Origin of the sequence: Roseomonas gilardii subsp. gilardii (assembly GCF_023078375.1) — a bacterium.
Classification (GTDB): domain Bacteria; phylum Pseudomonadota; class Alphaproteobacteria; order Acetobacterales; family Acetobacteraceae; genus Roseomonas; species Roseomonas gilardii.
In genome coordinates, this window is record NZ_CP095554.1 from 375001 (window position 1) to 397319 (window position 22319).

Consider the following 22319-nt stretch of genomic DNA (forward strand, 5'->3'; position numbering starts at 1 on the left):
TATTCATCTGTCAAGGAGCTCCGCCTCAGGACAAAAAACCACCTCAGGGACACCTCCTTCCCAGGAAGCTTCCCATCCAGTGACCGTCCAACCCTTCGGCAGGTTCACCAGTCGCCGCCCGTCAGCCCCCTCAGGAACCAACCGCGCCGCCGGTGAACGGGCTTATACGGGGGAGCCGTGGGGCTGTCAAAGCCTTTTCGACAGCTTCGTGATGTTTTTCGATCAGCCCCATGACAAAGGCCCTGGCACCCGTCTGCCGGGCCCCGGCCTAAGCGGTGGGGATCGCCTCCCAACCCTGCTCCAGCCACTCCGCGGCAGCCAGCACCGCTTCCCGCTGCACGGCATGGGCCAAGCGGAAATCTTCCCCTTCGATCGTCTCATCCGGGAATTCCGTGATCAGAGCCAAAGGCGGCCCCGGCCTTGGCCGTGGCGCGAGACTGTAGGGGATCCCAGCATGGCTTGGCTGCGGCGCTTCCCCCAGATGCGCCTCATAGAGGGCCGCATGCCGCCGGTTGAAAGCTGCCAACCCCGGGATGGCCGCGACACGTGCGGCCACGTGGCGCATCAGCTCCCCCGCCATCCCCTCCAGCCCTGGCCCGTGACGGAGGATCAGGAAAAATCCCCGGGGAATGCTCCAGGACTCGAAGCCGCGCGGCAGGTAGCCCGAAAGCGGCCTTGTCCATTCATGGGCGGGATAACCGTGGAGATTCACATGCAGCCGGGCGCCGGTCCGGCGGAAGGCTTCCAGCCGGGCCGCCTTCTCGTGCCAGGGCGGCCCATCCCGCGCCTCCAGATCATCCCCGAGCGCCGTGTAGCGCGCGGCGTGATGCATGTGATGCGGATGCACCCGCCGGAACCGCTCGTGCAACGCATAACCATCCGGATTTTCCAGCGGAATCAGGGCGAAGCCCAGCCTGCCCGCGCCGGCCAGGATCCGCGCGGCCCGCAGCGCCCCGACCACGCCGGAGGTCTCGTTGGCATGCTGCCCCGCCGTCACGACCAGGCCGATTCCGGTCGCGCCCGGTACCTGCACCCCGCGCACCGGCCTGCCCTGCACCGACAGGGCCCCGAAACGCTCGCCGGGCAGGGCTTCGAGCTCCAGCGCCACCCGTTCCAGCGGCAGGGGCCGGTCCGCTGCTTCCAGCCCATCTTCCACCCTCGCAGGGGCATGGCCCGGTTCGCCGTCCCCAGCCGCCTCCGCCACCTTCCCCGGAAGAATGGCGATCCGCAGGCGGGTCTCTCCCTGGGCAGGCCAGATATCCGGAACGATCTGGCCGGGCCGCAAACGCCGGTCCCCGGGCGGCAGCCCCGCGCGTGCACCGAAGAACTCCAGGGCCGAGAAATACAGATCCTCGTGCAGGGCCTCCCGCGTGCTGAGGCATTCCGCACCATAGGGCAGAGGCCGCTCGATGCCCCCTGTCTCCACCCGCATCTCCAGCATGCCGAAACGCGCCCCCGCTTCGCCCCAGTCGTGCCGCTCCAGGCTCTCCATCGCGAACCGGAAGGCCGCCTCGTATTCCGTCTCGAAGGCTTCGTCCTCCATGGGCCGTCCATCCGGGGCCGCCTCCCGGGAACGCCACCAGCCACAGGGCGAAAGGCTTTCCCGGCCCAGCAGATCCCGCCGAAGCCGGTTTGGCGCGAAAACCCGGTGGATCTCCTCGTCCCCGGAGCCCCGCCACAGGGTGACCTCATAATGCAGGTCGTCCCCACCGGGCTCGAAGCGCAACGGGCGGCCGCCCAGCAGTGCCGCCAGGGGATAGGCCTCCATCCGGAAGCGGAGCGGATTCGCCGCGGCAGGGACGGGGTGGCGGACACGGATCGCCGTGACCCCCTCCAGCGCCACCTCCTCCAGAAAGAAGTGCAGCAGCGGCTTATAGGCGCTGCGCAGCCTGGCCTCGATGCCGGCTTCGCGCAGCCTCTCCTCCGCGCCCCGCCGCGTGGCCTCGTCCTCGAAGAGCCAGGCCTCCGCCCGCCGCCCCGGCCCGCCGCCGAGACAGCGCCCGACCAGGAGATCCAGGCTGCGCGGAATCGCGATGTCGGTCAGGACGGTCATACCGGCCATCCTGGCATGGGCCGGCGCGGACAGCGATCCGCCTCCCGTCCCACTTCGGCACCCCGTCTCAGCCGCCCTTGCCGAGATGCTCCCGCAGATGCTCGATCAGCCAGCGCCCCGCCCGGCCCGGGGGGCTCTGGCGCCGGTGCACCACGGACAGGGCCACGCTGAACCCATCGCGCTCCTTGGGATGCAGGCGCTTGAGCGCGCCGCTGCTCAGATGCGGCTTCACCAGATGCAGCGGCATGTTGCACCAGCCGAAGCCGCCCAGCAGGAATTCCAGACGGGTGTGCATGTCGGCGAAGCGCCAGATGTGATGGCTGACCACCCCGACCGACCAGCCGGTCTGCTCCGAGACATCCGTCAGCACGAGTTGCACATGCTCCGCCAGCACGTCGCGCGACAGGGACCCCTCCATCGCGGCCAGGGGATGGGTGCTGCTCACCACCGGCACCATGGCCACGTCGGTCAGGAACTCGCGCTCCAGATCGGTGGCCCCGGTGACGGCGGTGGCATAGACGGCCAGATGCGCCCGCCCCTCCCGCAGATAACGTTCCGGCGCGCCGACCCCTTCCGTCAGCAGCCGGACCTGAAGCTGCGGGAATTCCAGGCTCATCGCCCGCAGCGCGGACATGAGGGCATCCAGCGGCAGGAGCTGGTCCACTGCCACGGTCAGCTCCGCCTCCAGCCCCGTGGCGATGCTGGCCGCCCGTTCCCGCAGTGCCGCCGCGCTGTCGAGCAGCCGCCGCGCATCGGCGATCATCACCCATCCCGCCTCGGTGGGGCGGGGCTTCTTCTCGGACCGGTCGAAAAGGGTCAGGCGCAGCGTGCCTTCCAGCGCCTGGATGGACTGGCTGACCGCCGACTGCACGCGCTGCAGCTTGCGGGCGGCGGCCGAGAAGCTGCCCGTATCCGCCACCGCCACGAGGACGCGGAGCTGGTCCAGGGTCAAGGGATCGAGCATGGGCTCACTCCAGGGCCGTGCGGACCTTGCTCAGGCCCGCGGCAGGGAGGCCGGGGATGCCTCGGCCAGCGAAACGGCCGGCGGCGCGCCGGCCGCCTCCTCCAACTCCACCGCCGCCATGCGCTCGGAGGCGCGGACGATCTTCTCCGTGGTGATGTCGATCATCCGCACATCGTCCTGCATGTCGGAGAAGTGCTTCTTGAGCTTGGCCACCCGCGTGTCGAGGCGGCCGACCTCGGTGGCCATGCGCTTCACCTCGTCCTGGATCCGCCTGGCCTCGGCCCGGATGCGCACGTCCTGCATCAGCGCCCGCATCGTGCCGAGCACGGCCCAGAGGGTGGAGGGCGAGACGATATAGACCCCCATCCGCGCCGCTTCCTCGACCAGCGGCGCCTGGGTGGCGTGCAGTTCCGCATAGATCGCCTCGGAGGGCACGAAAAGCAGTGCCCCCTCCGCCGTCTCGCCGGGGATCAGGTACTTGGTGGCGATGTCGCCGATATGCTTGCGCATGTCGCTGGCGAAGGCCTTGGCGGCGGCGTCGCGCTCCCGCCCCTCGGAGTCGCGCTGGTTCAGCCAGCCCTCCAGCGGGAACTTGCTGTCCACCACCACCGGGCCGGGCGGGTGTGGCAGGTGGATCAGGCAGTCGGCGCGGTGCCGGTTGCTCAGCGTGTGCTGCCAGGAATAGCCGTCCGCCGGCAGCCGGTCCTCCACCAGCCGGCGCAACTGCACCTCGCCGAAGGCGCCGCGTGACTGCTTGTTGGCCAGGATGCCCGACAGCGTCGTCACCTGCGCGCCCAGCGCCTCGATATTCCCGCGCGCGGCGTCGATCACCGCCAGACGCTCGCCGATCGCCTTGGCGGTTTCCTGCGTGGCGGCGAACTGCTCGGTGAGCTGCCGCGCCACCCGCTCGCTCTGCCCGGTGAGCGCGGCGTTCAGGCGTTCGTTCTGCGCTGCCACCGCCTCGTTCACCCGCCGGCCCTGCTCGATCAGGCTTTCGGTCATGGCCTGGGTCGCCTGCGCCAGCCGCTCGGCCAGCGCCGCCTCCTGCGCCCTGGCCCGCTCCGCCGCCAGGGCCTGGGCCTCCGCCAGCCGCTGGTTCTGCGCCGCCAGCGCCGCCTCGACCTCCCGCGCCTGCTGTGCCAGTTGCTCGCCGACACCGGACTGAATCGCGCCCAGCCGCTCCACCAGGGGCATCAGCGTTTCCGCCGGCAGGGCGGCGGGAGAGGGACGGCGGAAGAGCAGCAGGAGCAGTGCCGCCAGCCCGGGCAGCAGGACCAGAAGGATCAGCCAGGTTTCCAATCCGGAACTCCCAAAACTCGGTATCGCCGCGGATTCGGCGGGAAACGGCGCGAAAGGACGCGTTTCGTTCCCCTGTTTCCTTATGGACTCTGTCCGGCTCAGGCCCAAGGGCAAAACCCGCCGCTTCTGTCGCCGGCAGTGCCCGGGCGCCTGCAACCAGCAAGCGAATCCTTCCAGGATCATCCGCGTGTGAGGATTTATGTTGCGGCCGTCATGAAACGATTCAGTAATGCGCCTGGATCGATCCTCCTCTTGTGACCCCCCTCATGAGGACGCCCGCATGCCAAGGAAAAGCCTTCTCCCGGAACTGGTCGGAACGCTGGCCGTCACCGGCACGCTGCTCATGGTCTATCTGGCCGCTTTCCTGGTGATGGAGGATCAGATGGACCATGGCACTGCCTGGCTGCCCGTCCGCGTCGCGCTGAACGAGGGGCCGCCCGCCGTTCTGCCCTGGGAGACCACCGGGGGCTCCGCCATCTCCCCCTGATCCCCCCTTGCCCTTCCCGCCAGGGCGTCAGCGCGGCCGGCTCTCTCCCGGTCTGGAGTGCTATCCTTCGGGGAGATCGTGCAATTTCCTAAAAAACGCCGATTCGCCGTGATTTACGCCACAGCAAAACGGATTATCGTGGCCTCTTACGATTCTGTTATCGGAAGGTGTGACCATGAAGCCGACCCGGCGCGATGCCCTGTTGCTGGCCCCTGCCCTGGCCGCCGGCACGCTCCTCGGGCGCCGCGCCCTGGCCCAGGCCCCTCAAGGGGCCGCCGGCGTCACCCGCGGTGGGGTGCTCACGGCGCATCTGGCGGGCGAGCAGCGCATCCTGAACCCCGCGCTGCGCGCCTCCACCGGCGTCTACATCATCACCAGCAAGATAATCGAATCCCTGGTGGACCTGGATGCCGAGGGCAAGCCGGTCGGCATCCTGGCCACGGGCTGGGAGGCGGCGCCGGACGGCAAGACCATCACCTTCAGGCTGCGGGAGGGCGTGAAGTGGCATGACGGCAAGCCCTTCACCGCCGCCGACGTGCAGTACAACGCGATGGAGCTGTGGAAGACCCAGCTCAACTACTCCACCCAGTTGCAGCAGTACCTGACCGCGGTGGACACGCCGGACGAGCACACCGCCGTCTTCCGCTACTCCCAGCCCATGCCGCTGAACCTGCTGCTGCGCGCGCTCTGCGACCTCGGCTATGTGGTGCCGAAGCACGTCTTCGCCGGGACAAACGTGCTGGAGAACCCGGCCAACACCGCCCCGATCGGCACCGGCCCCTTCCGCTTCGTGCAGTACGAGCGCGGCCAGTACGTGATCGCCGAGCGCAACCCGGACTACTGGCGCCAGGGCTTCCCCTATCTCGACCGGATCGTCTGGCGCTTCATCAACGACCGCTCGGCGGCCTCGGCGGCGCTGGAATCGGGGCAGATCCAGGTCTCGGCCTATAACGGGCTGCCGATGGCCGATCTCGACCGGCTGGCGAAGGACAGCCGTTTCACCGTGACCACCCGGGGCACGGAGGCGAACGCCTTCAACAACACGCTGGAATTCAACCACCGGCGCAAGGAGCTGTCGGATGTCCGGGTGCGCCGGGCCATCGCGCATGCCATCGACGTGCCCTTCTTCATCGAGAACTTCCTCTACGGCCAGGGCCGCCCGGCCAATGGCCCCATCCCCTCCTCCTCCACGGCCTTCTACCCGGCCGACGTGAAGTTCCCGTATGCCTTCGACAAGAAGAAGGCCGAGTCCCTGCTGGACGAGGCGGGCTACAAGCGCGGCGCCGGCGGGGTGCGCTTTACCCTGCGCCTCGTGCCGATCCAGAACGGCGAGGATGTGCCGCTGCTCGCCACCTACATCCAGCAGTCGCTCCAGGCCGTGGGCATCCGGGTGGAGATCGTGAACCTCGACATCGCCGGCGCCCTTTCGGCCGTGTACCGCGACTGGAACTTCGACCTGGCCACGGGCTGGCACCAGTACCGCGGCGACCCCGCGGTCTCCACCACCGTCTGGTACCGTTCCGGCAGCCCCAAGGGCGCGCCCTGGACCAACCAGTGGGGCTGGAAGTCCGAGACGATCGACGAACTCACCGACCGTGCCGCGGCGGAGCTCGACCCGGCGAAGCGCAAGGCGCTCTATGCCGAGTGGACGAAGGAGATCAACGAGGCGCTGCCGATCTGGATGATCACCGAGCGCGAGTTCCAGACCGCCGCCAGCAAGCGGGTGCGGAACGGCATGAACTACCCACGCTGGGGCTCCGGCGACTGGCACGACACCTGGCTCGCCGCCGGCTGATCCGGTGCGTGTCCTGGCGCTCGCGGGGCGGCGGCTACTGGCCAGCCTGCCGACCCTGCTGATCATCCTGGTCGGCCTGTTCCTGCTGCTCCAGCTCGCCCCCGGCGACACGGTGGACGCGCTGATGGCGCAGATGGGCGGCGGTGACCCGGTGCAGATGGAACAACTCCGTCAGTTCTACGGGCTCGACGCCCCGGTGGCGGTGCAGCTCGGCCGCTACCTGATGCGGCTGGTGCGGTTCGACCTGGGCTTCTCCGCCATCTACGGACAGCCGGTGGTGCGGGTGATCGGGGAGCGCCTGCCGGTCACGCTGCTGCTGATGGGCTCGGCGCTCTGTTTCTCCTTCGCGGCCGGCACGGCGCTGGGGGTGCTGGCGGCACGGCGGGTGAACCGCTGGCCGGACACGCTGATCTCCACGCTGGGGCTGGTCTTCTACGCCACGCCGTCCTTCTGGTTCGGGCTGATGGGCATCGTGCTCTTCGCGGTCCATCTCGGCTGGCTGCCGGCCGGAGGGTTCGAGGAGATCGGCGCGGGCCATACCGGCCTGACCCGCGCGCTGGACATCGCCTGGCACCTCGTCCTGCCCACCGCGACGCTCGCTTTGATCTTCCTCGCCACCTATCTGCGGATCATGCGCGCCGCGATGCTGGAGGTGATGACGCAGGACTTCATCCGCACCGCCCGCGCCAAGGGACTGGGCGAGACCGGGGTGGTGGTGCGCCACGCGCTGCGCAACGCGCTGCTGCCGATGGTCACGCTGGTGGGGCTGCAGGCCGGGACCATGCTGGGCGGCTCGGTGGTGGTGGAAAGCGTCTTCGCCCTGCCCGGCCTCGGCCGGCTCGCCTATGACGCGGTGGTGCAGCGGGACCTGAACATGCTGCTCGGCATCGTCTTCACCTCCGCCTTGCTGGTGATCGTGGTGAATTTCTGCGTGGACCTGCTCTACGCGAAGCTCGACCCGCGCATCGCCGCCGACCGCTGAACGAGGCCATGGACGCTTTCCGACGCTATCTTCGCAGCCCGCCGGCGGTGATCGGCCTGCTGCTGCTGGTCCTGGTGGTGGCGGCCGCCCTGGCCGCGCCGCTGCTCTATCCGGACGACCCGCTGCGCCTGGCCGGGCGGCCGCTGCAATGGCCCGGCGCCAATCCGCGCTTCCCGCTGGGCACCGATCCCTCGGGCCGCGACATCGCGGCGCAGATCCTCTACGGCGCCCGCGTCTCGCTGCTGATCGGCATCGTCGCCACGCTGATCTCGATCGCCATCGGCATCGTGGTGGGCGCGCTGGCGGGCTATTACGGCGGCTGGGTGGACGATGCGCTGATGCGCGTCACGGAGGCTTTCCAGACCCTGCCGAACTTCCTGCTGCTGCTGGTGCTGGTGGCGGTCTTCGGCTCCGACATCGTGACGGTGACATTGGCGATCGGCCTCGTCTCCTGGCCCGCCACGGCGCGGCTGACCCGGGCGGAGTTCCTGAGCCTGCGGCAGCGGGAATTCGTCCAGGCCTGCCGCACGCTGGGCATGGGCAACCCGCGCATCATCTTCCGCGAGATCCTGCCCAATGCCCTGCCGCCGGTGATCGTCTATGCCGGGGTGGTGATGGCGACCGCGATCCTGCTGGAAAGCGCGCTGGCCTTCCTCAACCTCTCCGACCCGAACATCGCCTCCTGGGGCAACCTGATCGGCGCGGGCAAGGGCGTGCTGCGGGCGCAGTGGTATGTCTCGGCCATCCCGGGCGTGGCGATCCTGGTGGCGGTGCTGGCCGTCTCCCTGGTGGGGCAGGGGCTGAACGATGCGCTGAACCCCCGCCTGAAAGGGCGCGGCCCATGAGCTGCCTGGAGATCCGCGGCCTTTCCGTCGCCCTGCCGCCGGGCGCCGACCGGCCCTATGCCCTCCAGGACGTGTCCCTGACGCTGGAGAAGGGGAAGATCCTCTGCGTCGTAGGGGAAAGCGGCTCGGGCAAGTCCATGACCGCCGGCGCGGTGATGCGCCTGCTGCCGGAAGGGGTGCGCGTCACCGCCGGGCAGGTGCTGCTGGCGGGCGAGGATCTGCTGACCAGGTCCGAGGCGGAGATGCGCCGCCTGCGGGGGGCGCGCGTCGCGATGATCTTCCAGGAGCCGATGACGGCGCTGAATCCGCTGCGCAGCATCGGCGACCAGATCGGCGAGAGCTTCCGCATCCACACCAGCCTTGATGCCGCGGAGATCGAGCGCCGGGTGCTCGCTTTGCTGGAGGAGGTGCGCATCCCCGATCCGCGCCGGGCGCTGAAAGCCTATCCGCACGAGCTGTCGGGCGGGCAGCGGCAGCGCGCCATGATCGCCATGGCCCTGGCGCTGGAGCCGGAGGTGCTGATCGCCGACGAGCCGACCACGGCGCTCGACGTCACCACCCAGGCGCAGATCCTCGCCCTGATCCGCGACCTGCAGGCACGGCACGGCACGGCGGTGCTGTTCATCACCCACGATTTCGGCGTGGTGGCGGAGATCGCCGACCGGATCGCGGTGATGCGGCAGGGCGTGGTGGTGGAACAGGGCGAGGCCGGGGACATCCTGAACCGGCCGGAGCATCCCTATACCCGCGCCCTGATTGCCGCCGTGCCGCCGCTGCGCCCCACCGCGCCGGATGGCCCGCCACGCCGCGCCGCGCCGGCGCTGATGGTGCGGGGGGTGAGCAAGACCTATGGCAAGGCGGGACTCTTCCGCCGCAACCGGCGCATCGTGAAGGCGCTGGACGATGTCAGCGTCAGCCTGCCCAAGGGCGGCACGCTGGGCATCGTGGGGGAGAGCGGCTCGGGCAAATCCACCCTGGCCCGCTGCGTGGTGCGGCTGCTGGACCCGGACGAGGGCAGCATCCGCCTGGGCGGCACCGACCTCGCGAAGCTCTCGGCGCGCGAGATGCGGGCGGAAACGAAGCGCATCCAGATGGTGTTCCAGGACCCTTTCGCCTCGCTGAACCCCCGCCGCCGGGTGGGCGAGCTGGTGGCGCAGGGGCCGATGGTGCATGGCACGCCGCGCGCGGAGGCCATGGCCCGCGCCCGCGACCTGTTCGAGCTGGTCGGGCTGCGCCCCGATGCCATGGACCGCTACCCGCACGAATTCTCCGGCGGGCAGCGGCAGCGCATCGGCCTGGCCCGGGCGCTGGCCTTGCAGCCCGAGGTGCTGGTGGCGGACGAGGCGGTCTCGGCCCTGGATGTCTCGGTGCAGGCGCAGGTGCTCCGGCTGCTGGCGGGGCTGCGGCAGAGGCTCGGCCTCTCGGTGCTGTTCATCACCCATGACCTGCGCGTCGCGGCGCAGATCTGCGACCGGATCGCGGTGATGCACCGGGGCCGCGTGGTGGAGGAGGGTCTGGCGGTGCAGGTCTTCGGCGATCCGCAGCACGACTACACGAAATCGCTCCTGGCCTCGGTGCCGGGGCGCGGCTGGACGCCGCCGGGCGATCTCGCCCCGGTGCCGGAGGAAATCGCGTGAGCGGCCTCGCGGCGCTGGAAGCGGAGGTCCGCTGCGACCTCGCCCGGCTGAACCACCCGCCGGCCAACTGGCCCCTCGGCATCCCCCTGGGTGACGGGGCAGCCGACGGGGCGCCGGTGCTGGACGTGCTGGTGGTGGGCGGCGGCATGTTCGGGCAGACCGCCGGCTTCGCGCTGATCCGCGACGGCATCCGCAACATCCGTATCGTCGACCGCGCCCGGCGCGGCGAGGAAGGCCCCTGGGGCACCTATGCCCGCATGCCCACCCTCCGCTCGCCCAAGCACCTGACCGGACCGGATCTCGGCATCCCCTCCCTCACCTTCCGCGCCTGGTGGGAGGCGCAGCACGGCGCCGAGGGCTGGGAGAGGCTCTACAAGATCCACCGGCTGGACTGGCTCGCCTATCTGCTCTGGCTGCGCGACGCGGCGGGCATCCCGGTGGAGAACGAGACGGCGCTGACCGCGCTGGAACCGGTGGCGGCCAGGGGCGCGGGGGATTGCTCCGCGCCACGCTGCGCGGCCCGGGCGGGGAGGAAAACCTGCTGTGCCGGCAGGTCGTACTGGCCGGCGGGCGGGACGGTGCGGGCGGACCGAACATCCCCGCCTTCCCTTCCCTGCCGGCCGGGCTGGATGCGGCGGCGCGTGCCACGGGCCGGGTCTTCCACTCGGTGGACCTCGCCATCGATTTCGAACGCTTCCGGGGCGGGCGGATCGCCGTGCTGGGTGCCAATGCCTCGGCCTTCGACAATGCCGGCACGGCGCTGGAGGCCGGCGTCGCCGAGGTCACCATGTTCGCCCGCCGCGCCTTCCTGCCGCAGGTGAACAAGACGCGCGGCATGGTCTTTTCCGGCTTCCTGCGCGGCTTCGGGCGGCTGGACGATGCGACGCGCTGGCGCTTCCTGACCTATACCGCCGGGGAGGCCTCCCCGCCGCCCCATGAATCCGTGCTCCGCTGCGAACGGCATCCCGGCTTCCGGCTGGTCTTCAACGCGGGCTGGCGCGACGTGGCGGCGGATGCGGAGGGCGTCACGGTCACCATGGCGGAGGGGTCGCAGCGCTTCGACGCGGTGATCTTCGGCACCGGCTTCACGGTCGATCCGGCCCGCATGCCGGAACTCGCCGCCTTCCGCGACGCGATGCAGCTCTGGGGCGGCCGCGTGGCGCCGGAGGAAGCCGCGCGCTATCCGGAACTGGCGCGCGCACCCTATCTCGGCGAGGGATTCGAGCTGACCCCGCGCGACCCCGCCTCGCCGCTCGCGGGCGCCCTGGCGCGGCTGCGGCTGCTCGGCCCCGCCGCGGCCTCCAGCCACGGTATCCTGTCCGGCGACATCCCCGCCGTGGCCACCGGCTGCACCACCCTGGCGCGGGAGATCGGCCAGGCGCTCTTCGCCGAAGAGGTGGAGCGGCACTACGATGCCGTCGTCGCGTTCGAGGAGCCGGAACTGGCCCCGACGCCCTATTTCGTGCCGCCGGAGCAGCGCCTCCGTCGCGGCTGAGGAGTTTCCGATGTCGCAGGACCAGACCATCACCCCGATCATCGAGCGCCGCCGCATCGAGGCGGAGTTGCTGAAGGAGGTCTACGAGACGCTGAAGGCGAAGCTGGGTCGGGAGCAGGCGCAGGATCTCATCGCCGAATCCGTCCGCCGCTCCGCCATCGCCCAGGCCGCTGAATTCGCGAAATCCGCCCCCGGCGGCACCAGCCTGCAGAGCTTCGTGGACATCCAGCGCCACTGGACCGCCGGCGGGGCGCTGGAGATCGAGACGGTGGGCCGCGACGCGACGCATTTCGCCTTCAACGTCACCCGCTGCCGCTATGCCGAGATGTACAAGGCGATGGGGCTGGGCGAGATCGGGCACCTGCTGTCCTGCCAGCGCGACGGCGCCTTCTGCGAGGGCTATGACCCGAAGCTGAAGATGGAGCGGACGCAGACCATCATGGGCGGCGCCTCGCATTGCGACTTCCGCTACCGCTATGAGGAAAGCGCCGCCTGACACCGGTGGCCGAAAGCGACGGGGGAGCGGCATTGGCCAGCGAAGGGCGCATCATCTGCATCGGCGGTGTGCTGTGGGAGACGAGCTTCCTCGTCGATGAGATCCCCGGCCGTGGCATGAAGCTCCTCCCACGCGGGATGCAGCAGATCGCCTCCGGCATGGCGGTTAGCGCGGCGGCCGCGATCGCCCGGCTGGGCCATCCGGTGGAGCTCTGGTCCCTGGTGGGGCAGGACGCCAACGGGCGGGCCTGCCTCGACAACCTGGCCGCGGACGGCATCGATGTCGGGCACCTGCTCCGCCTGCCGGAGGCCCGCACGCCCGTCTCGACCATCCTGGTGGACCCGGCGGGGGAGCGGCTGGTCGTGCCCTATTTCGACCCCCGCCTCTATGCCGCACCGCTGGCCCTGCCGCTGGAACGGCTGGAGGGGGCCGGGGCTGTGCTGGTGGATATGCGCTGGGCCGATGCCGGGGAGGTCGCGATGCGCCATGCCCGCTCCCTCGGCGTGCCCACGGTGCTGGATGCGGACCTCGCCCCGCCGGAGCGCCTGCGCCGCCTGATGCCGCTGGCCGACCATGTGCTCCTGTCCGAAGTCGCCCTCGACGCCCTGTCCGGCGGCCAGCCGCCCGACGGGGCGCTGCGCGGCCTCATCGCGGAACTGCCCGGGGCCGCGGTCGTCGGTGTCACGCTCGGCCCGGAGGGGGCGCTGGTCTGGGAGCGCGCGGCGCCGGATCTGCTCCAGTCCTTCCCGGCGGAACGCATCCAGGCGGTGGACACGCTCAACGCGGGCGATATCTGGCACGGCGCCTATGTCCATGGGCTGGTGCGCGGCCTCGGCACCAGGGAGCGGGTGCGCTTCGCCCATGCCGCCGCGGCCATCAAATGCGAACGCCCCGGCGGACGCCTGGGCGCGCCCACACTGGCGGAGGTGCTGTCCCGCCTCGGCTGACCCCGTCCCCCCCGGTTGCCATCCACCCCCGGAACCGCCATATGTCGCCTCGGAAGGCCGGCCGCGGACGGGCGCCTCGCCAACCCGGTCAGGTCCGGAAGGAAGCAGCCGCAACGAGTTTCCGCCCGGGTCGTGTGTCGGTCTTCCACCCCGAGCAGGACCGCCTTCCCCCGCCGGTTCCGCAGTCGCCCCACCTGTCGTCCACGACGCCCTTTCCCCGGGACCGGATGCCCAGCGACCTTCCCTCGACCGAGAACGAGATCCCCGAGCCGCCCGCCGAGGGTCCCGGCCTGTTCGGGGAGGCCCCGGCTTCCCCGGCCCCCGGCCCCCTTCCTCCGCCGGCCGCCGCTCCGGCGCCCGCGGAGGCTCCGGCCCAGCCCTACCGCGTCCTCGCCCGGAAGTACCGGCCCAGCAGCTTCGCGGATCTGGTCGGGCAGGACGCCATGGTCCGCACCCTGCGCAATGCCTTCGCGCAGAACCGCATCGCCCATGCCTTCATGCTCACCGGCATACGCGGCGTGGGGAAGACCACCACCGCCCGCATCATCGCCCGCGCGCTGAACTGCACCGGGCCGGACGGCCAGGGCGGCCCGACCGTGGAGCCCTGCGGCGTCTGCCCCGACTGCCGCGCCATCCTGGCCGACCGGCACCCGGACGTGATGGAGCTGGACGCCGCCTCCAACAACGGCGTGGACAATGTGCGGGAGCTGCGGGAGCAGGTGCGCTTCCGCCCCGTCCAGGGCCGCTGCAAGGTCTTCATCCTGGACGAGGTGCACATGCTCTCCGGGCCGGCCTTCAACGCGCTGCTGAAGACGCTGGAGGAACCGCCGCCCGGGGTGCGCTTCATCTTCGCCACCACGGAGCTGCGCAAGGTCCCGGCCACGATCCTGTCGCGCTGCCAGACCTTCCACCTGCGCCGCATGTCGCAGGCGGAGCTGGCCGGCCTCTTCTCCCGCATCGCGGAGAAGGAGGGCGCGAGGCTGGAGGACGAGGCGCTGGCCATGATCGCCCGTGCCGCCGACGGCTCGGCCCGCGACGGGCTCTCCCTGCTCGATCAGGCCATCGCGCTCTCCGAGGATGGCGGCAGCGTCACCGCCCAGGCGGTGCGCGACATGCTGGGCCTCGCCGATCGCGCCCTGGTGCTGGATGTGATGGAGGCCGCCATGCGCGGCGACGTCGCCGCCATGCTCGCCACCATGGACCGGGCGCATGAGGTCGGCGCCGATCCGGGCGTGCTGCTTTCCGACCTCGCCGACCTGACGCACCAGCTCACCCGGCTGCGCTCCGTGCCCACGCTGCGCAACGACCCCACCCTGCCGGAGGAACTCCGCGGCCGTGGCGCCGCCCTGGCGGACAGGCTTTCCATCCCCGTGCTGGGCCGTGCCTGGCAGATGCTCCTGAAAGGGCTGGAGGAGATCGCCCTCGCCCCCGACCGCCGCGCGGCGGCGGAGATGGTGCTGATCCGCCTCGCCCATGTGGCGGAGATGCCGACGCCGGGCGAGATCCTGCGCCGCCTGCAGGAAGGCGGCAGCGTCCCGGCCCGCGCCCCCTCGCCGGGAGGCGGCCCCGCCCCCAATGGCGGCGCCCGCATGGCCGGTGGCGGCGGTTCCATGATGGCCGCCGGTGGCGGCGGGGCGGTGGCCTATGCCGAGGCCGCGCCCGCACCGCAGCCCGGCTCCTTCCGCGAGGTCGTGGCCCTGGCCTCGGGCCGCAAGCCGATGCTGCATGCCCATCTGGTGCACAGCGTCCGCCTCGTTTCCTTCGGGCGCGGCCGGCTGGAGCTGAACCCGACGCCGCAGGCGCCACGCGACCTCGCCGCCCAGCTCACCGCCCTGTTGAACGAGGTGACGGGTCAGCGCTGGACCGTGGTGCTCTCCAATGCCGGGGGCGAGCCGACCCTGGCCGAACAGGGCAAGGCCGTCGCCGCGCAGGCCCGCGAACTGGCCGAAAGCCACCCGCTGGTCCAGGCCGTGCTGGCCGCCTTCCCCGGCGCGAAGATCGAGGATGTGCGGGACAACACGCTGGACGAATACGGCCTGCCCCCCGCCGCCGCCGAGGAAGCCGCCTTCGGCACCGCCGGGATGGAGGAAGGCGACGACCGCGAGTTCGCCCCGCCGGATGCCGAGCCCGCCGGGATAGACGATCTCGACTGATCCGGACGACGACCCGGTCTGGCGTCGCTCTGTCCCGGGGGACAAGGCTCCGCCTTTTCCCCCGGCCCCCTTATCCGCCAGGACCCTGAGGGTCCTGGACCTCCCATTCGTTGGTACTTCCTGCGCCCGGATCACACCGGAGAGCTTGGCTCTCCGGCGACTGCCGGTGCCACCAGCGCGGAGAAGGATTCTTTCTTTTCGGGAGCTGCGCTGATCCACCTGCGCTCAGGAATCGGACGGCAGACTGACGACCACCATCGGTGCCAACGAAAGCCCGGGGTCCGGGGACCGGCTTCGGTCCCCGGCGGAGAGGGTGTGGGAGAGGCAGCGCCTCTCCCACGGAGGCATCCGGCGGCGACGCCGCCTCAGGACATGGCGGGCGCCGAGGGCATCGGCCCGTCGGGCAGCGGGATGAATTCCTGGTCGTCCGCATCGGGCAGCTTCATGCGCCCGGCCCGCCAGTCAGCCGCCGCCTGGGCCAGCCGGTCCTTCGAGGAGGAGACGAAGTTCCAGTAGAGATAGCGCGGCCCGACCGGCTCGCCGCCCAGGATCATCACGGTCGCCTCGCCGATGGCACGGAGCGAGGATTCCCCCCGGCCCAGCACCAGCATCCGCCCCGGCCCGTACTGCACGCCGCCCATCTCCACCGCGCCTGTGGCCACATAGAGCGCGCGTTCGGCGAAGCCCGCCGGGATCTCAGCCCGTGCCCCGGCTTCCAGCCCGAGATGCACGTAGAAGAGCGGCGAATGGGTGCGCGCCGCGGCATTCAGACCGTAGGCGCTGCCGGCGATCACCTGGCCATGCACACCACCTTCGCTCCATTGCGGCAGGTCGGCGCCGGCGTGATGGGAAAAGGCGGGGTCGGTCTCCTCCGCCCCGCTGGGCAGCGCGACCCAGGCCTGGATGCCATGCAGGCGGTCGCCTTCGGCGCGCGCCTTCTCGAATCGCTCGCTATGCGTGATGCCGCGCCCGGCCGTCATCCAGTTCACCTCGTTCGGCCGGATCGGCTGCTTCGAGCCGATGCTGTCGCGGTGCATGATCTCGCCGGAGAAGAGATAGGTCACGGTGGAGAGGCCGATATGCGGGTGCGGCCGCACGTCCAGCGACCGGTCGATGCCGGGGGCGAGCTCGATCGGGCCCATATGGTCGAAGAAGACGAAGGGCCCGACCATGCGCCGCTTCGCGAAGGGCAGGACGCGCCCGACCTCGATTCCACCGCCCAGGTCGCGGCGGCGCTGCTCGATCACCAGTTCCACCAGAGGTTCGGCCATGGGTCTCTTCTCCGCCGGAAGGGGAGTCAGCCTATCCCCCAATAGGCGTGATGGTCGAGGAAAGCGCGCAGGGCCGGAAACCCTGCGCGCCCCGGCAACCATGACGGCCCGTTGCCGGCCGCGTCAGAGCGTGGCCCGCAGGCTGAAGCTCGCCACCTCGATATCGAAGCTGCCATCGGGGCCGATGGCGAAATGCGCGCGCACCTGCGCCGGCGCGCCATCCTGCAGGGCGCGGATCGCCGTGGTCATCTCCGGCGGGGTGCGGGTGCGGGCGGCCCAGACGGGGAACTCCATCCGCAGCCGGTGCATCCCCATCCCCTCCACCGCGAAGCCGGCACGGGCCAGGGCCGCGACCCATTCCGCGACGCTGTAGTTGCGTACATGGGAAGCGTCGCGCAGCAGCTCCACCGCCTGGAGATGCGTGTCCAGCGCCCGTTCCGCCGACGCCACCGTGTCGATGAAGATCGCGCGCCCATCCGGCTTCAGCACGCGCCGCGCCTCGCGCAGCCCGGCCTCCATCTCCTGCCAGTGATGCGTGGTGAAGCGGCACAGCACCCAGTCGAAGGAGGCATCCGGGAAGGGCAGCCGCTCCGCCGGCGCCTGCTGCGTGGCGATGTTGGCCAGGCCGCGCTCCGCCGCCGTGGCGGCCACGGCCCGCAGCATGTCCGGCGTCACGTCGCAGGCCACGACCTCCGCCACATGGGGCGCGGCGCGATAGCTGACATGGCCGCCGCCGCAGCCGAGGTCGAGCACCCGCGCCCCGGACTGGCCGCGCAGGGCCTCCTCGATCCGGTCGAGATCCGCCCCGGCGCTGTGGACTGCGCTGGTGACGTAGTCCTGGGCCCGCGCCCCGTACTGGGCGGCGGCGAAGGCGTGCTGTGCGTGGCTCATGCGGGCTGTTCTCCGTGTCTGGCAGACTCCTTCTGCCCGTGTTCAGTGACTAGTATAAGTTGTCCGTTTATACGGGTATGAAAACTTCCCCCATCCAGGATTCCGCCCGCATGACCTCCATGGCATGACCCTTCCGGCCGAGCAGCGCCGGCTCCTCGGCGCCTTCCTGCGCGCGCATCGCGAGGCGCTGAGCCCCGAGGCCGCCGGGCAACCGACGAATCCCTTCGCCCGCCGCCGCACGCCGGGCCTGCGGCGGGAGGAGGTGGCGCAGCTCTGCGGCCTCAGCACCACCTGGTACACATGGGTGGAACAAGGCCGCGACATCGCCCTGTCCGCTGCCGCCCTGGCGCGGCTGGCCGACGCGCTGCGCCTGAATTCGCCGGAACGGCACTACCTCTTCGAACTGGCAAGGCGCCTGGACCCGGCCCCGCCACCCGCCGAAGCCGATGCCGCGGCCCCGCCCGAACTCCTCGCCGTGCTGGAGAGCCTGCCGCATCCGGCCTATCTGCTCGACCGGCTCTGGCATGTGCGGGGGCGCAACGCGGCGGCGGAGCGGCTCTTCGCGCCCTGGTTCGCCAGCAGCGAGCCCTGCCTGCTGCGCTGGGTCTTCCTCGACACCGCGGGGCGGCGCTTCATCCTGGACTGGGACAACCGCGCCCGGCGCCTCCTGGCGGAGTTCCGCGCCGACACCGCGCATCATCCGGAAGACCCGCCCATGCAGGCCCTGGTGCAGGAGCTGCTGCGGCACAGTCCGGACTTCGCCCGCTTCTGGAACAGCCACGCCGTGCTGGCGCGGGAAGGCGGTCTGCGCTGCTTCCTGCATCCGGAGGATGGGGAACTCCGCTACGAGCAGGTCACCCTGATCCCGGCGGCCCATCCCGAGCACAAGCTCGTCACGCTGCTGCCCGCGGCCTCCGGCTGAAGCCTTACGGCACGCGATGCGTGTCGTCCGGCCGCTGCGGCGGCAGCTTGATCGCCAGGACGCGGAACCGCCCTTCCGTGGCGTGGGAGCCGGCATGGACCGTGCCCTTGGGGATGGTGATCAGGTCGCCCGGCTTCACCTGCACCTCGCGGTCGCCCAGCCAGAAGGTGCCGCTGCCCGCCAGCACCAGCTGCACCTCGTTGGCATCGGCATGGTAGTGCTTGAAGACATTGCCGCTCTGCACCGCCACGGTGCCGTATTCCGTCGTGACCAGGGTCCGCGAGCGCAGGTCGGTGCCGCTGACCAGGGGGCCGATCTCCTCCTCGCTCAGCCCGGTCAGGTTGAGCAGACCCGGCGTCAGGGGAGGCGGGGCCGCCGGGCTGGCCGCCGTTTGGGCCCCCGCCGGGGTGGTGAGGCGCGGCAGGTCGGGCGCCGCCAGCAGCCCGGCCACGAAGCCGATGCCGAGACTGCCGCAGAGAAGCATGAGGCGCATGGTCGTTTCCCCTGGAATTCCTTTTGTTCCCAGGAGCATGGGGCCAGGACCACGGCTTCGGCAAGCATGCCGTGGCGATGCCCCTCAGCCCGCTGGCACCGAGGCGCAGAATTCCACCAGCCGGTCGATCTCGGCCTCGTTGTTGTAGTAGTGCGGCGAGGCGCGCAGCAGGCTGGGCAGGCCGCGCCTTTCGGCATCGATGCGCGTGCTGCCGGGTTCGGAGGCGCCGATGGTGATCCCCGCCTCCCCGGCCTGGGCAACCACGGCGCGGGCATCCCGCCCTTCCAGAGTGAAGCTGACGATGGCCGAGGGGTTCCGTCCCAGGTCGCGGAGCATGGCGCCGGGGATCGCGCGCAGCCCCTCCCGCAGACGAGTGGCCATGGCGTGGCAGCGCGCCTCGATCGCTTCCAGCCCCAATGTCAGCGCATAGTCCACCGCCACCCCCAGCCCGGCGCGGGCGGCGTAGTTGTTCTCCCAGGTCTCGAAGCGCCGGGCATCCGCGCGCAGCCGGCACTCGCCCCGGCTGACCCAGGGCGCGGCGAAATGGTCGATCATCACCGGCTCCAGCCGCTCCAGCAGCCCCTGCCGCACATAGAGGAAGCCCGTGCCGCGCGGCCCACGCAGGAACTTCCGCCCGGTGGCGGACAGCATGTCGCAGCCGAGGGCCTGCACATCCACCGGCATCTGCCCCACCGCCTGGCAGGCATCGAGGAGATAGGGGATGCCATGCGCCCGGGCGATCCGCCCGATCGCGGCAGCCGGGTTGGCCAGCCCGCCATTGGTCGGCACCCAGGTGACGGCGATCAGCTTCACTCTGCCATCGATCATCCGCTCCAGCGCCGCGAGGTCGAGTTCCCCAGTCGCGTCGCTCGGCACCACCTCCACCACCGCGCCGGTGCGCCGCGCCACCTGGAGGAAGGCGACGTAGTTCGCCGCGTATTCCGCCTCGGCGGTCAGGATGCGGTCCCCCGGACCGAAGCGGAGGCTGTAGAACGCCATCTGCCAGGCGACGGTGGCATTCTCGGTGAGGGCGATCTCCTCCGGCGCCGCGTTCAGCAGCCGCGCCACCGAGCGGTACACCCCGTCCAGCCGCACGGCCTCCTGCGCCGCGGCGGCATAGCCGCCGATCTCCGCCTCCAGGTCCAGATGCGCCTTGACCGCCCCGACCACCGGCACGGGCATCAGACCGGCCCCGGCATTGTGCAGATAGGCCCGCCGGGCCGTGGCCGGCGTGTCCGCCCGGACCCTCTCGATATCGATCATGCCACCCTCCGAAGCCGGCCTGGAACTCCGGGGCCAGCTTCATCCCCGCCGCCAGGGCTGCCAAGGCCACCAGCCGGCGCGACCGGGGCGGCCGCCCGGAATAAGGCACCGGAAACCGGGCGGGCCGGTGACGCAGGCCGACCCCTGCCCTAGATACCGGGGGAGACAGCTTTCCCCCCGGCGGCGGCCTCCGGCACGCCCCGGCAACCCTTAGCCAGGACATCCACGCATGAAGAACCTGACCAACATGCTCAAGCAGGCCCAGCAGATGCAGTCGAAGATGCAGGAGATGCAGGCCAAGCTGGAGGCCCAGGTGGTCGAGGGCCAGTCGGGCGCGGGCATGGTGAAGGTCTCGCTCTCCGGCAAGGGCGACCTCAAGAGCGTGACGATCGACCCCTCCCTGATGTCGGCGGAGGAGCGCGAGGTGCTGGAGGACCTGCTGATCGCCGCCCATGCCGATGCCAAGACGAAGGTGGAAGCGATGATGGCCGAGGAGATGCAGAAGGCCACCGCCGGGCTGAACATCCCCGGCATGGGTGGCGGCCTGCCGGGCGGCTTCAAGCTGCCGTTCTGAGCGGAGCCCGGTTGCCGGAGACGGTCCGGGGCCAATTCCTGGGGCCGCTCCCGGGAAGGCGGCGCCAGCGTGGCCCCCCGGCCGGAAGCGGTTCCAGCATCCGCGCCCCGGGGCGCCGGCAAGGCGGGGCCGGTGGCCCACCGCGACATGGGCCGGCACGGTGGGCACCCTCGCGGAACTCCCGGCCGATCCCTATATGTTCCGGGTATCGGTCAAGCCCGGTTCGCGCCCCGCGGCGGTGCGGAAGGTGCCGCGCGGAGCATGGAATGAGCCATCCCAACGACCCTGTCGAACAGCTTGTCGGCCTGCTGTCCCGCCTGCCCGGCTACGGCCGGCGCTCGGCGCGGCGGGCGGTGCTGAAGATGCTGCAGGACCCGCAGCGGCTGATGCTGCCCCTCGCCGACGGGCTGCGGATCGCGGCCGAGGCCGTGCGGCCCTGCGAGGTCTGTGGCAATCTCGACACCGCCTCCCCCTGCCATGTCTGCCGCGACCCGCATCGCGAGCGCGGGCTGGTCTGTGTGGTGGAGGGGGTGGCCGATCTCTGGGCGCTGGAACGGGCGGGGGCGCATCGCGGCCTCTACCATGTGCTGGGCGGCGTGCTGTCGCCGCTCGGCGGGGTGGGGCCGGAGGATCTGCGCATCCAGTCCCTGGTGCGGCGCGTGGCGGAGGATGGCATCCGCGAGGTGATCCTCGCCCTCCCCGCCACGGTGGAGGGCGCCACCACGGGCCACTACCTGCATGACCGGCTGCACGACCTGCCGGTGCAGGTCACGCGCCTCGCCCAGGGTGTTCCCATGGGGGGCGCACTGGATGTGCTCGACGATGGCACCCTCGCCGCCGCCTTGCGGGCACGCCGGCCGGTTTAGCCAGCCCCGTCCCGCGCGGCAGGATACGGCCGGGGCCACTGCCTTGGCCCTATCCCATCAGTCACAGTTTCCCGCCACGGGCGACAGGCGGCTCGTGAGACCGGACACATCGAAGGCCGCTACCCGCCCCTCCCCCGAACGCCGCATCAGTTCCACCGTGATGTTCCTGGCGGTCTCTATCCGCGCCAGCAACACGGCGGGCACGGGCGCATATGTTCGCTGCCGGTCTCCGGAAAGGCGCCAGACGCTGACCATGGCGGCATCCCTTTCGATCAGGACGGACACCCTGGGGTCCACGGAAGCGGCCGGCACCTTCCAGTCGATCCACAGGACGGCGTTGCCATTGCGGCAGCCGACCACAAGCTGCGGCCGTTGGCCATTCGTTCCACGGAAGGTTCTGGCCTCCACCCTGTGGACCGAAGTGACGATGTCCCCTCCACCGGGTGCCGCCACGTCGCCATCCTCGGACGATCGCCCCGGGGAGGGGAACTGCACGGGCGTTGCCAGGCCGGAGGGCAAATCCAGGGATCGCGCTTCCGGGAATGATACGCCCCGGAGTGGGTAAGCACGTGCCGCATCATCGGCCGCCCCGGCAGCGTCGGGGAGAATGTTCGATAGAACAAGGGCAAGAACCGCCAGCTTGGTCAGACTGCCAGCCGTCTTACGGCCGCACAGGGACATGGCAGTTTCTCCAGTTCAGGGAATGAGCAAAAGCTGCGGAACGCGACAGCCATCCCCCTGCTCTCAATGCAACCGCCACAACCCACAAGGCAACCATTGAAGGTATTTCTGCAAACATTCACACTTTTTTGTGTAAAATCTTAAGTTTCATACAACCATGGCGCCTCATATGGGTTCGCCCCCGAGAAGCCCCTCCTGGTCCGGT

Annotated in this window: 20 protein-coding genes and 1 other RNA gene; 13 read left to right on the top strand and 8 right to left on the bottom strand. The window is 70.6% G+C overall.

The window, feature by feature from the left end; genetic code table 11:
• Positions 1–268: 268 nt before the first annotated feature.
• The 3 genes from MVG78_RS01770 to MVG78_RS01780 all read right to left on the bottom strand — a co-directional run bounded on the left by MVG78_RS01770 (position 269) and on the right by MVG78_RS01780 (position 4316).
• Positions 269–2053 (bottom strand): M14 family metallopeptidase, encoded by a 1785-nt coding sequence (locus MVG78_RS01770; RefSeq protein WP_247557705.1) that lies wholly within the window; start codon positions 2051–2053, stop codon positions 269–271.
• Positions 2054–2120: 67 nt separating this feature from the next.
• Entirely contained in the window at positions 2121–3017 is an 897-nt protein-coding gene (locus MVG78_RS01775; RefSeq protein WP_247557708.1) for a LysR family transcriptional regulator, read from the bottom strand.
• 30 nt (positions 3018–3047) lie between these two features.
• Positions 3048–4316 carry a DNA recombination protein RmuC gene (locus MVG78_RS01780; RefSeq protein ID WP_247557709.1) on the bottom strand — a complete coding sequence of 423 codons (1269 nt, stop codon included), beginning with the start codon at positions 4314–4316 and terminating at the stop codon, positions 3048–3050.
• Between the two features lie 280 nt (positions 4317–4596).
• Here MVG78_RS01780 and MVG78_RS01785 point away from each other — a divergent pair, with 280 nt between their 5' ends.
• From MVG78_RS01785 to MVG78_RS01830, 10 genes are all read left to right on the top strand, one after another.
• Positions 4597–4803, top strand: coding sequence for a hypothetical protein (locus MVG78_RS01785; RefSeq protein ID WP_247557710.1), 207 nt, complete (start codon positions 4597–4599; stop codon positions 4801–4803).
• A 175-nt stretch (positions 4804–4978) separates the two neighbouring features.
• Positions 4979–6598, top strand: a complete 1620-nt coding sequence (locus MVG78_RS01790) for an ABC transporter substrate-binding protein (RefSeq protein WP_247557711.1) — start codon at positions 4979–4981, stop codon at positions 6596–6598.
• Positions 6599–6602: 4 nt separating this feature from the next.
• Positions 6603–7580 carry an ABC transporter permease gene (locus MVG78_RS01795; protein WP_247557712.1) on the top strand — a complete coding sequence of 326 codons (978 nt, stop codon included), beginning with the start codon at positions 6603–6605 and terminating at the stop codon, positions 7578–7580.
• 8 nt (positions 7581–7588) lie between these two features.
• Positions 7589–8425, top strand: a complete 837-nt coding sequence (locus MVG78_RS01800) for an ABC transporter permease (protein WP_247557713.1) — start codon at positions 7589–7591, stop codon at positions 8423–8425.
• Positions 8422–10062: an ABC transporter ATP-binding protein gene (locus MVG78_RS01805; protein WP_247557714.1), complete on the top strand. Its 1641-nt coding sequence runs from the start codon at positions 8422–8424 to the stop codon at positions 10060–10062. Before MVG78_RS01800 ends, MVG78_RS01805 begins: the two co-directional genes overlap by 4 nt.
• Positions 10059–10883 carry an FAD/NAD(P)-binding protein gene (locus MVG78_RS21670; RefSeq protein ID WP_345892846.1) on the top strand — a complete coding sequence of 275 codons (825 nt, stop codon included), beginning with the start codon at positions 10059–10061 and terminating at the stop codon, positions 10881–10883. Before MVG78_RS01805 ends, MVG78_RS21670 begins: the two co-directional genes overlap by 4 nt.
• 684 nt (positions 10884–11567) lie before the next feature.
• A complete protein-coding gene (locus tag MVG78_RS01815; RefSeq protein ID WP_247557716.1) occupies positions 11568–12053 on the top strand; it encodes an L-2-amino-thiazoline-4-carboxylic acid hydrolase in 486 nt (161 codons plus the stop codon).
• A gap of 32 nt (positions 12054–12085) precedes the next feature.
• Entirely contained in the window at positions 12086–13000 is a 915-nt protein-coding gene (locus tag MVG78_RS01820; protein ID WP_247557717.1) for a PfkB family carbohydrate kinase, read from the top strand.
• Positions 13001–13052: 52 nt separating this feature from the next.
• Positions 13053–13149: signal recognition particle sRNA small type (gene ffs, locus MVG78_RS01825), an RNA gene on the top strand.
• 78 nt (positions 13150–13227) lie between these two features.
• Positions 13228–15153, top strand: a complete 1926-nt coding sequence (locus MVG78_RS01830) for a DNA polymerase III subunit gamma/tau (RefSeq protein ID WP_247557718.1) — start codon at positions 13228–13230, stop codon at positions 15151–15153.
• Positions 15154–15518: 365 nt separating this feature from the next.
• On the opposite strand, the gene MVG78_RS01835 is transcribed toward MVG78_RS01830, so the two are convergent.
• Both MVG78_RS01835 and MVG78_RS01840 read right to left on the bottom strand, forming a co-directional pair.
• The gene (locus MVG78_RS01835) at positions 15519–16424 is read right to left on the bottom strand and encodes a pirin family protein (protein ID WP_247557719.1); all 906 of its coding nucleotides are present in this window, start codon (positions 16422–16424) and stop codon (positions 15519–15521) included.
• A gap of 123 nt (positions 16425–16547) precedes the next feature.
• The gene (locus MVG78_RS01840) at positions 16548–17315 is read right to left on the bottom strand and encodes a class I SAM-dependent methyltransferase (RefSeq protein WP_247557720.1); all 768 of its coding nucleotides are present in this window, start codon (positions 17313–17315) and stop codon (positions 16548–16550) included.
• A gap of 124 nt (positions 17316–17439) precedes the next feature.
• Here MVG78_RS01840 and MVG78_RS01845 point away from each other — a divergent pair, with 124 nt between their 5' ends.
• Positions 17440–18237, top strand: a complete 798-nt coding sequence (locus MVG78_RS01845) for a helix-turn-helix transcriptional regulator (RefSeq protein WP_247557721.1) — start codon at positions 17440–17442, stop codon at positions 18235–18237.
• Positions 18238–18241: 4 nt separating this feature from the next.
• Here the strand turns inward: MVG78_RS01845 and MVG78_RS01850 are convergent, their stop codons facing one another.
• The gene (locus MVG78_RS01850) at positions 18242–18730 is read right to left on the bottom strand and encodes a cupin domain-containing protein (RefSeq protein ID WP_247557722.1); all 489 of its coding nucleotides are present in this window, start codon (positions 18728–18730) and stop codon (positions 18242–18244) included.
• A gap of 84 nt (positions 18731–18814) precedes the next feature.
• A complete protein-coding gene (locus tag MVG78_RS01855) occupies positions 18815–19993 on the bottom strand; it encodes an aminotransferase class V-fold PLP-dependent enzyme (RefSeq protein ID WP_247557723.1) in 1179 nt (392 codons plus the stop codon).
• A 229-nt stretch (positions 19994–20222) separates the two neighbouring features.
• Between MVG78_RS01855 and MVG78_RS01860 the strand changes: the two genes are divergently transcribed.
• Together MVG78_RS01860 and recR are read left to right on the top strand one after the other, a co-directional pair.
• Positions 20223–20567, top strand: a complete 345-nt coding sequence (locus MVG78_RS01860; protein WP_247557724.1) for a YbaB/EbfC family nucleoid-associated protein — start codon at positions 20223–20225, stop codon at positions 20565–20567.
• A 266-nt stretch (positions 20568–20833) separates the two neighbouring features.
• Positions 20834–21433, top strand: a complete 600-nt coding sequence (gene recR, locus MVG78_RS01865; RefSeq protein WP_027281484.1) for a recombination mediator RecR — start codon at positions 20834–20836, stop codon at positions 21431–21433.
• 57 nt (positions 21434–21490) lie between these two features.
• Here recR and MVG78_RS01870 read toward each other — a convergent pair whose 3' ends face one another.
• Positions 21491–22114, bottom strand: coding sequence for a hypothetical protein (locus MVG78_RS01870; protein WP_247557725.1), 624 nt, complete (start codon positions 22112–22114; stop codon positions 21491–21493).
• Positions 22115–22319: the final 205 nt, after the last annotated feature.

Excerpts from the sequence above, each read along its gene's own strand:
- MVG78_RS01845 (WP_247557721.1), top strand. The coding sequence starts at position 17,440 with ATGACCCTTCCGGCCGAGCAGCGCCGGCTCCTCGGCGCCTTCCTGCGC.
- MVG78_RS01775 (WP_247557708.1), bottom strand. The coding sequence starts at position 3,017 with ATGCTCGATCCCTTGACCCTGGACCAGCTCCGCGTCCTCGTGGCGGTG.
- MVG78_RS01850 (WP_247557722.1), bottom strand. The coding sequence starts at position 18,730 with ATGCGCCTCATGCTTCTCTGCGGCAGTCTCGGCATCGGCTTCGTGGCC.
- MVG78_RS01855 (WP_247557723.1), bottom strand. The coding sequence starts at position 19,993 with ATGATCGATATCGAGAGGGTCCGGGCGGACACGCCGGCCACGGCCCGG.
- MVG78_RS01770 (WP_247557705.1), bottom strand. The coding sequence starts at position 2,053 with ATGACCGTCCTGACCGACATCGCGATTCCGCGCAGCCTGGATCTCCTG.
- MVG78_RS01835 (WP_247557719.1), bottom strand. The coding sequence starts at position 16,424 with ATGGCCGAACCTCTGGTGGAACTGGTGATCGAGCAGCGCCGCCGCGAC.
- MVG78_RS01870 (WP_247557725.1), bottom strand. The coding sequence starts at position 22,114 with ATGTCCCTGTGCGGCCGTAAGACGGCTGGCAGTCTGACCAAGCTGGCG.
- MVG78_RS01860 (WP_247557724.1), top strand. The coding sequence starts at position 20,223 with ATGAAGAACCTGACCAACATGCTCAAGCAGGCCCAGCAGATGCAGTCG.
- MVG78_RS01815 (WP_247557716.1), top strand. The coding sequence starts at position 11,568 with ATGTCGCAGGACCAGACCATCACCCCGATCATCGAGCGCCGCCGCATC.
- MVG78_RS01830 (WP_247557718.1), top strand. The coding sequence starts at position 13,228 with ATGCCCAGCGACCTTCCCTCGACCGAGAACGAGATCCCCGAGCCGCCC.
- recR (WP_027281484.1), top strand. The coding sequence starts at position 20,834 with ATGAGCCATCCCAACGACCCTGTCGAACAGCTTGTCGGCCTGCTGTCC.
- MVG78_RS01840 (WP_247557720.1), bottom strand. The coding sequence starts at position 17,315 with ATGAGCCACGCACAGCACGCCTTCGCCGCCGCCCAGTACGGGGCGCGG.
- MVG78_RS01805 (WP_247557714.1), top strand. The coding sequence starts at position 8,422 with ATGAGCTGCCTGGAGATCCGCGGCCTTTCCGTCGCCCTGCCGCCGGGC.
- MVG78_RS01800 (WP_247557713.1), top strand. The coding sequence starts at position 7,589 with ATGGACGCTTTCCGACGCTATCTTCGCAGCCCGCCGGCGGTGATCGGC.
- MVG78_RS01790 (WP_247557711.1), top strand. The coding sequence starts at position 4,979 with ATGAAGCCGACCCGGCGCGATGCCCTGTTGCTGGCCCCTGCCCTGGCC.
- MVG78_RS01785 (WP_247557710.1), top strand. The coding sequence starts at position 4,597 with ATGCCAAGGAAAAGCCTTCTCCCGGAACTGGTCGGAACGCTGGCCGTC.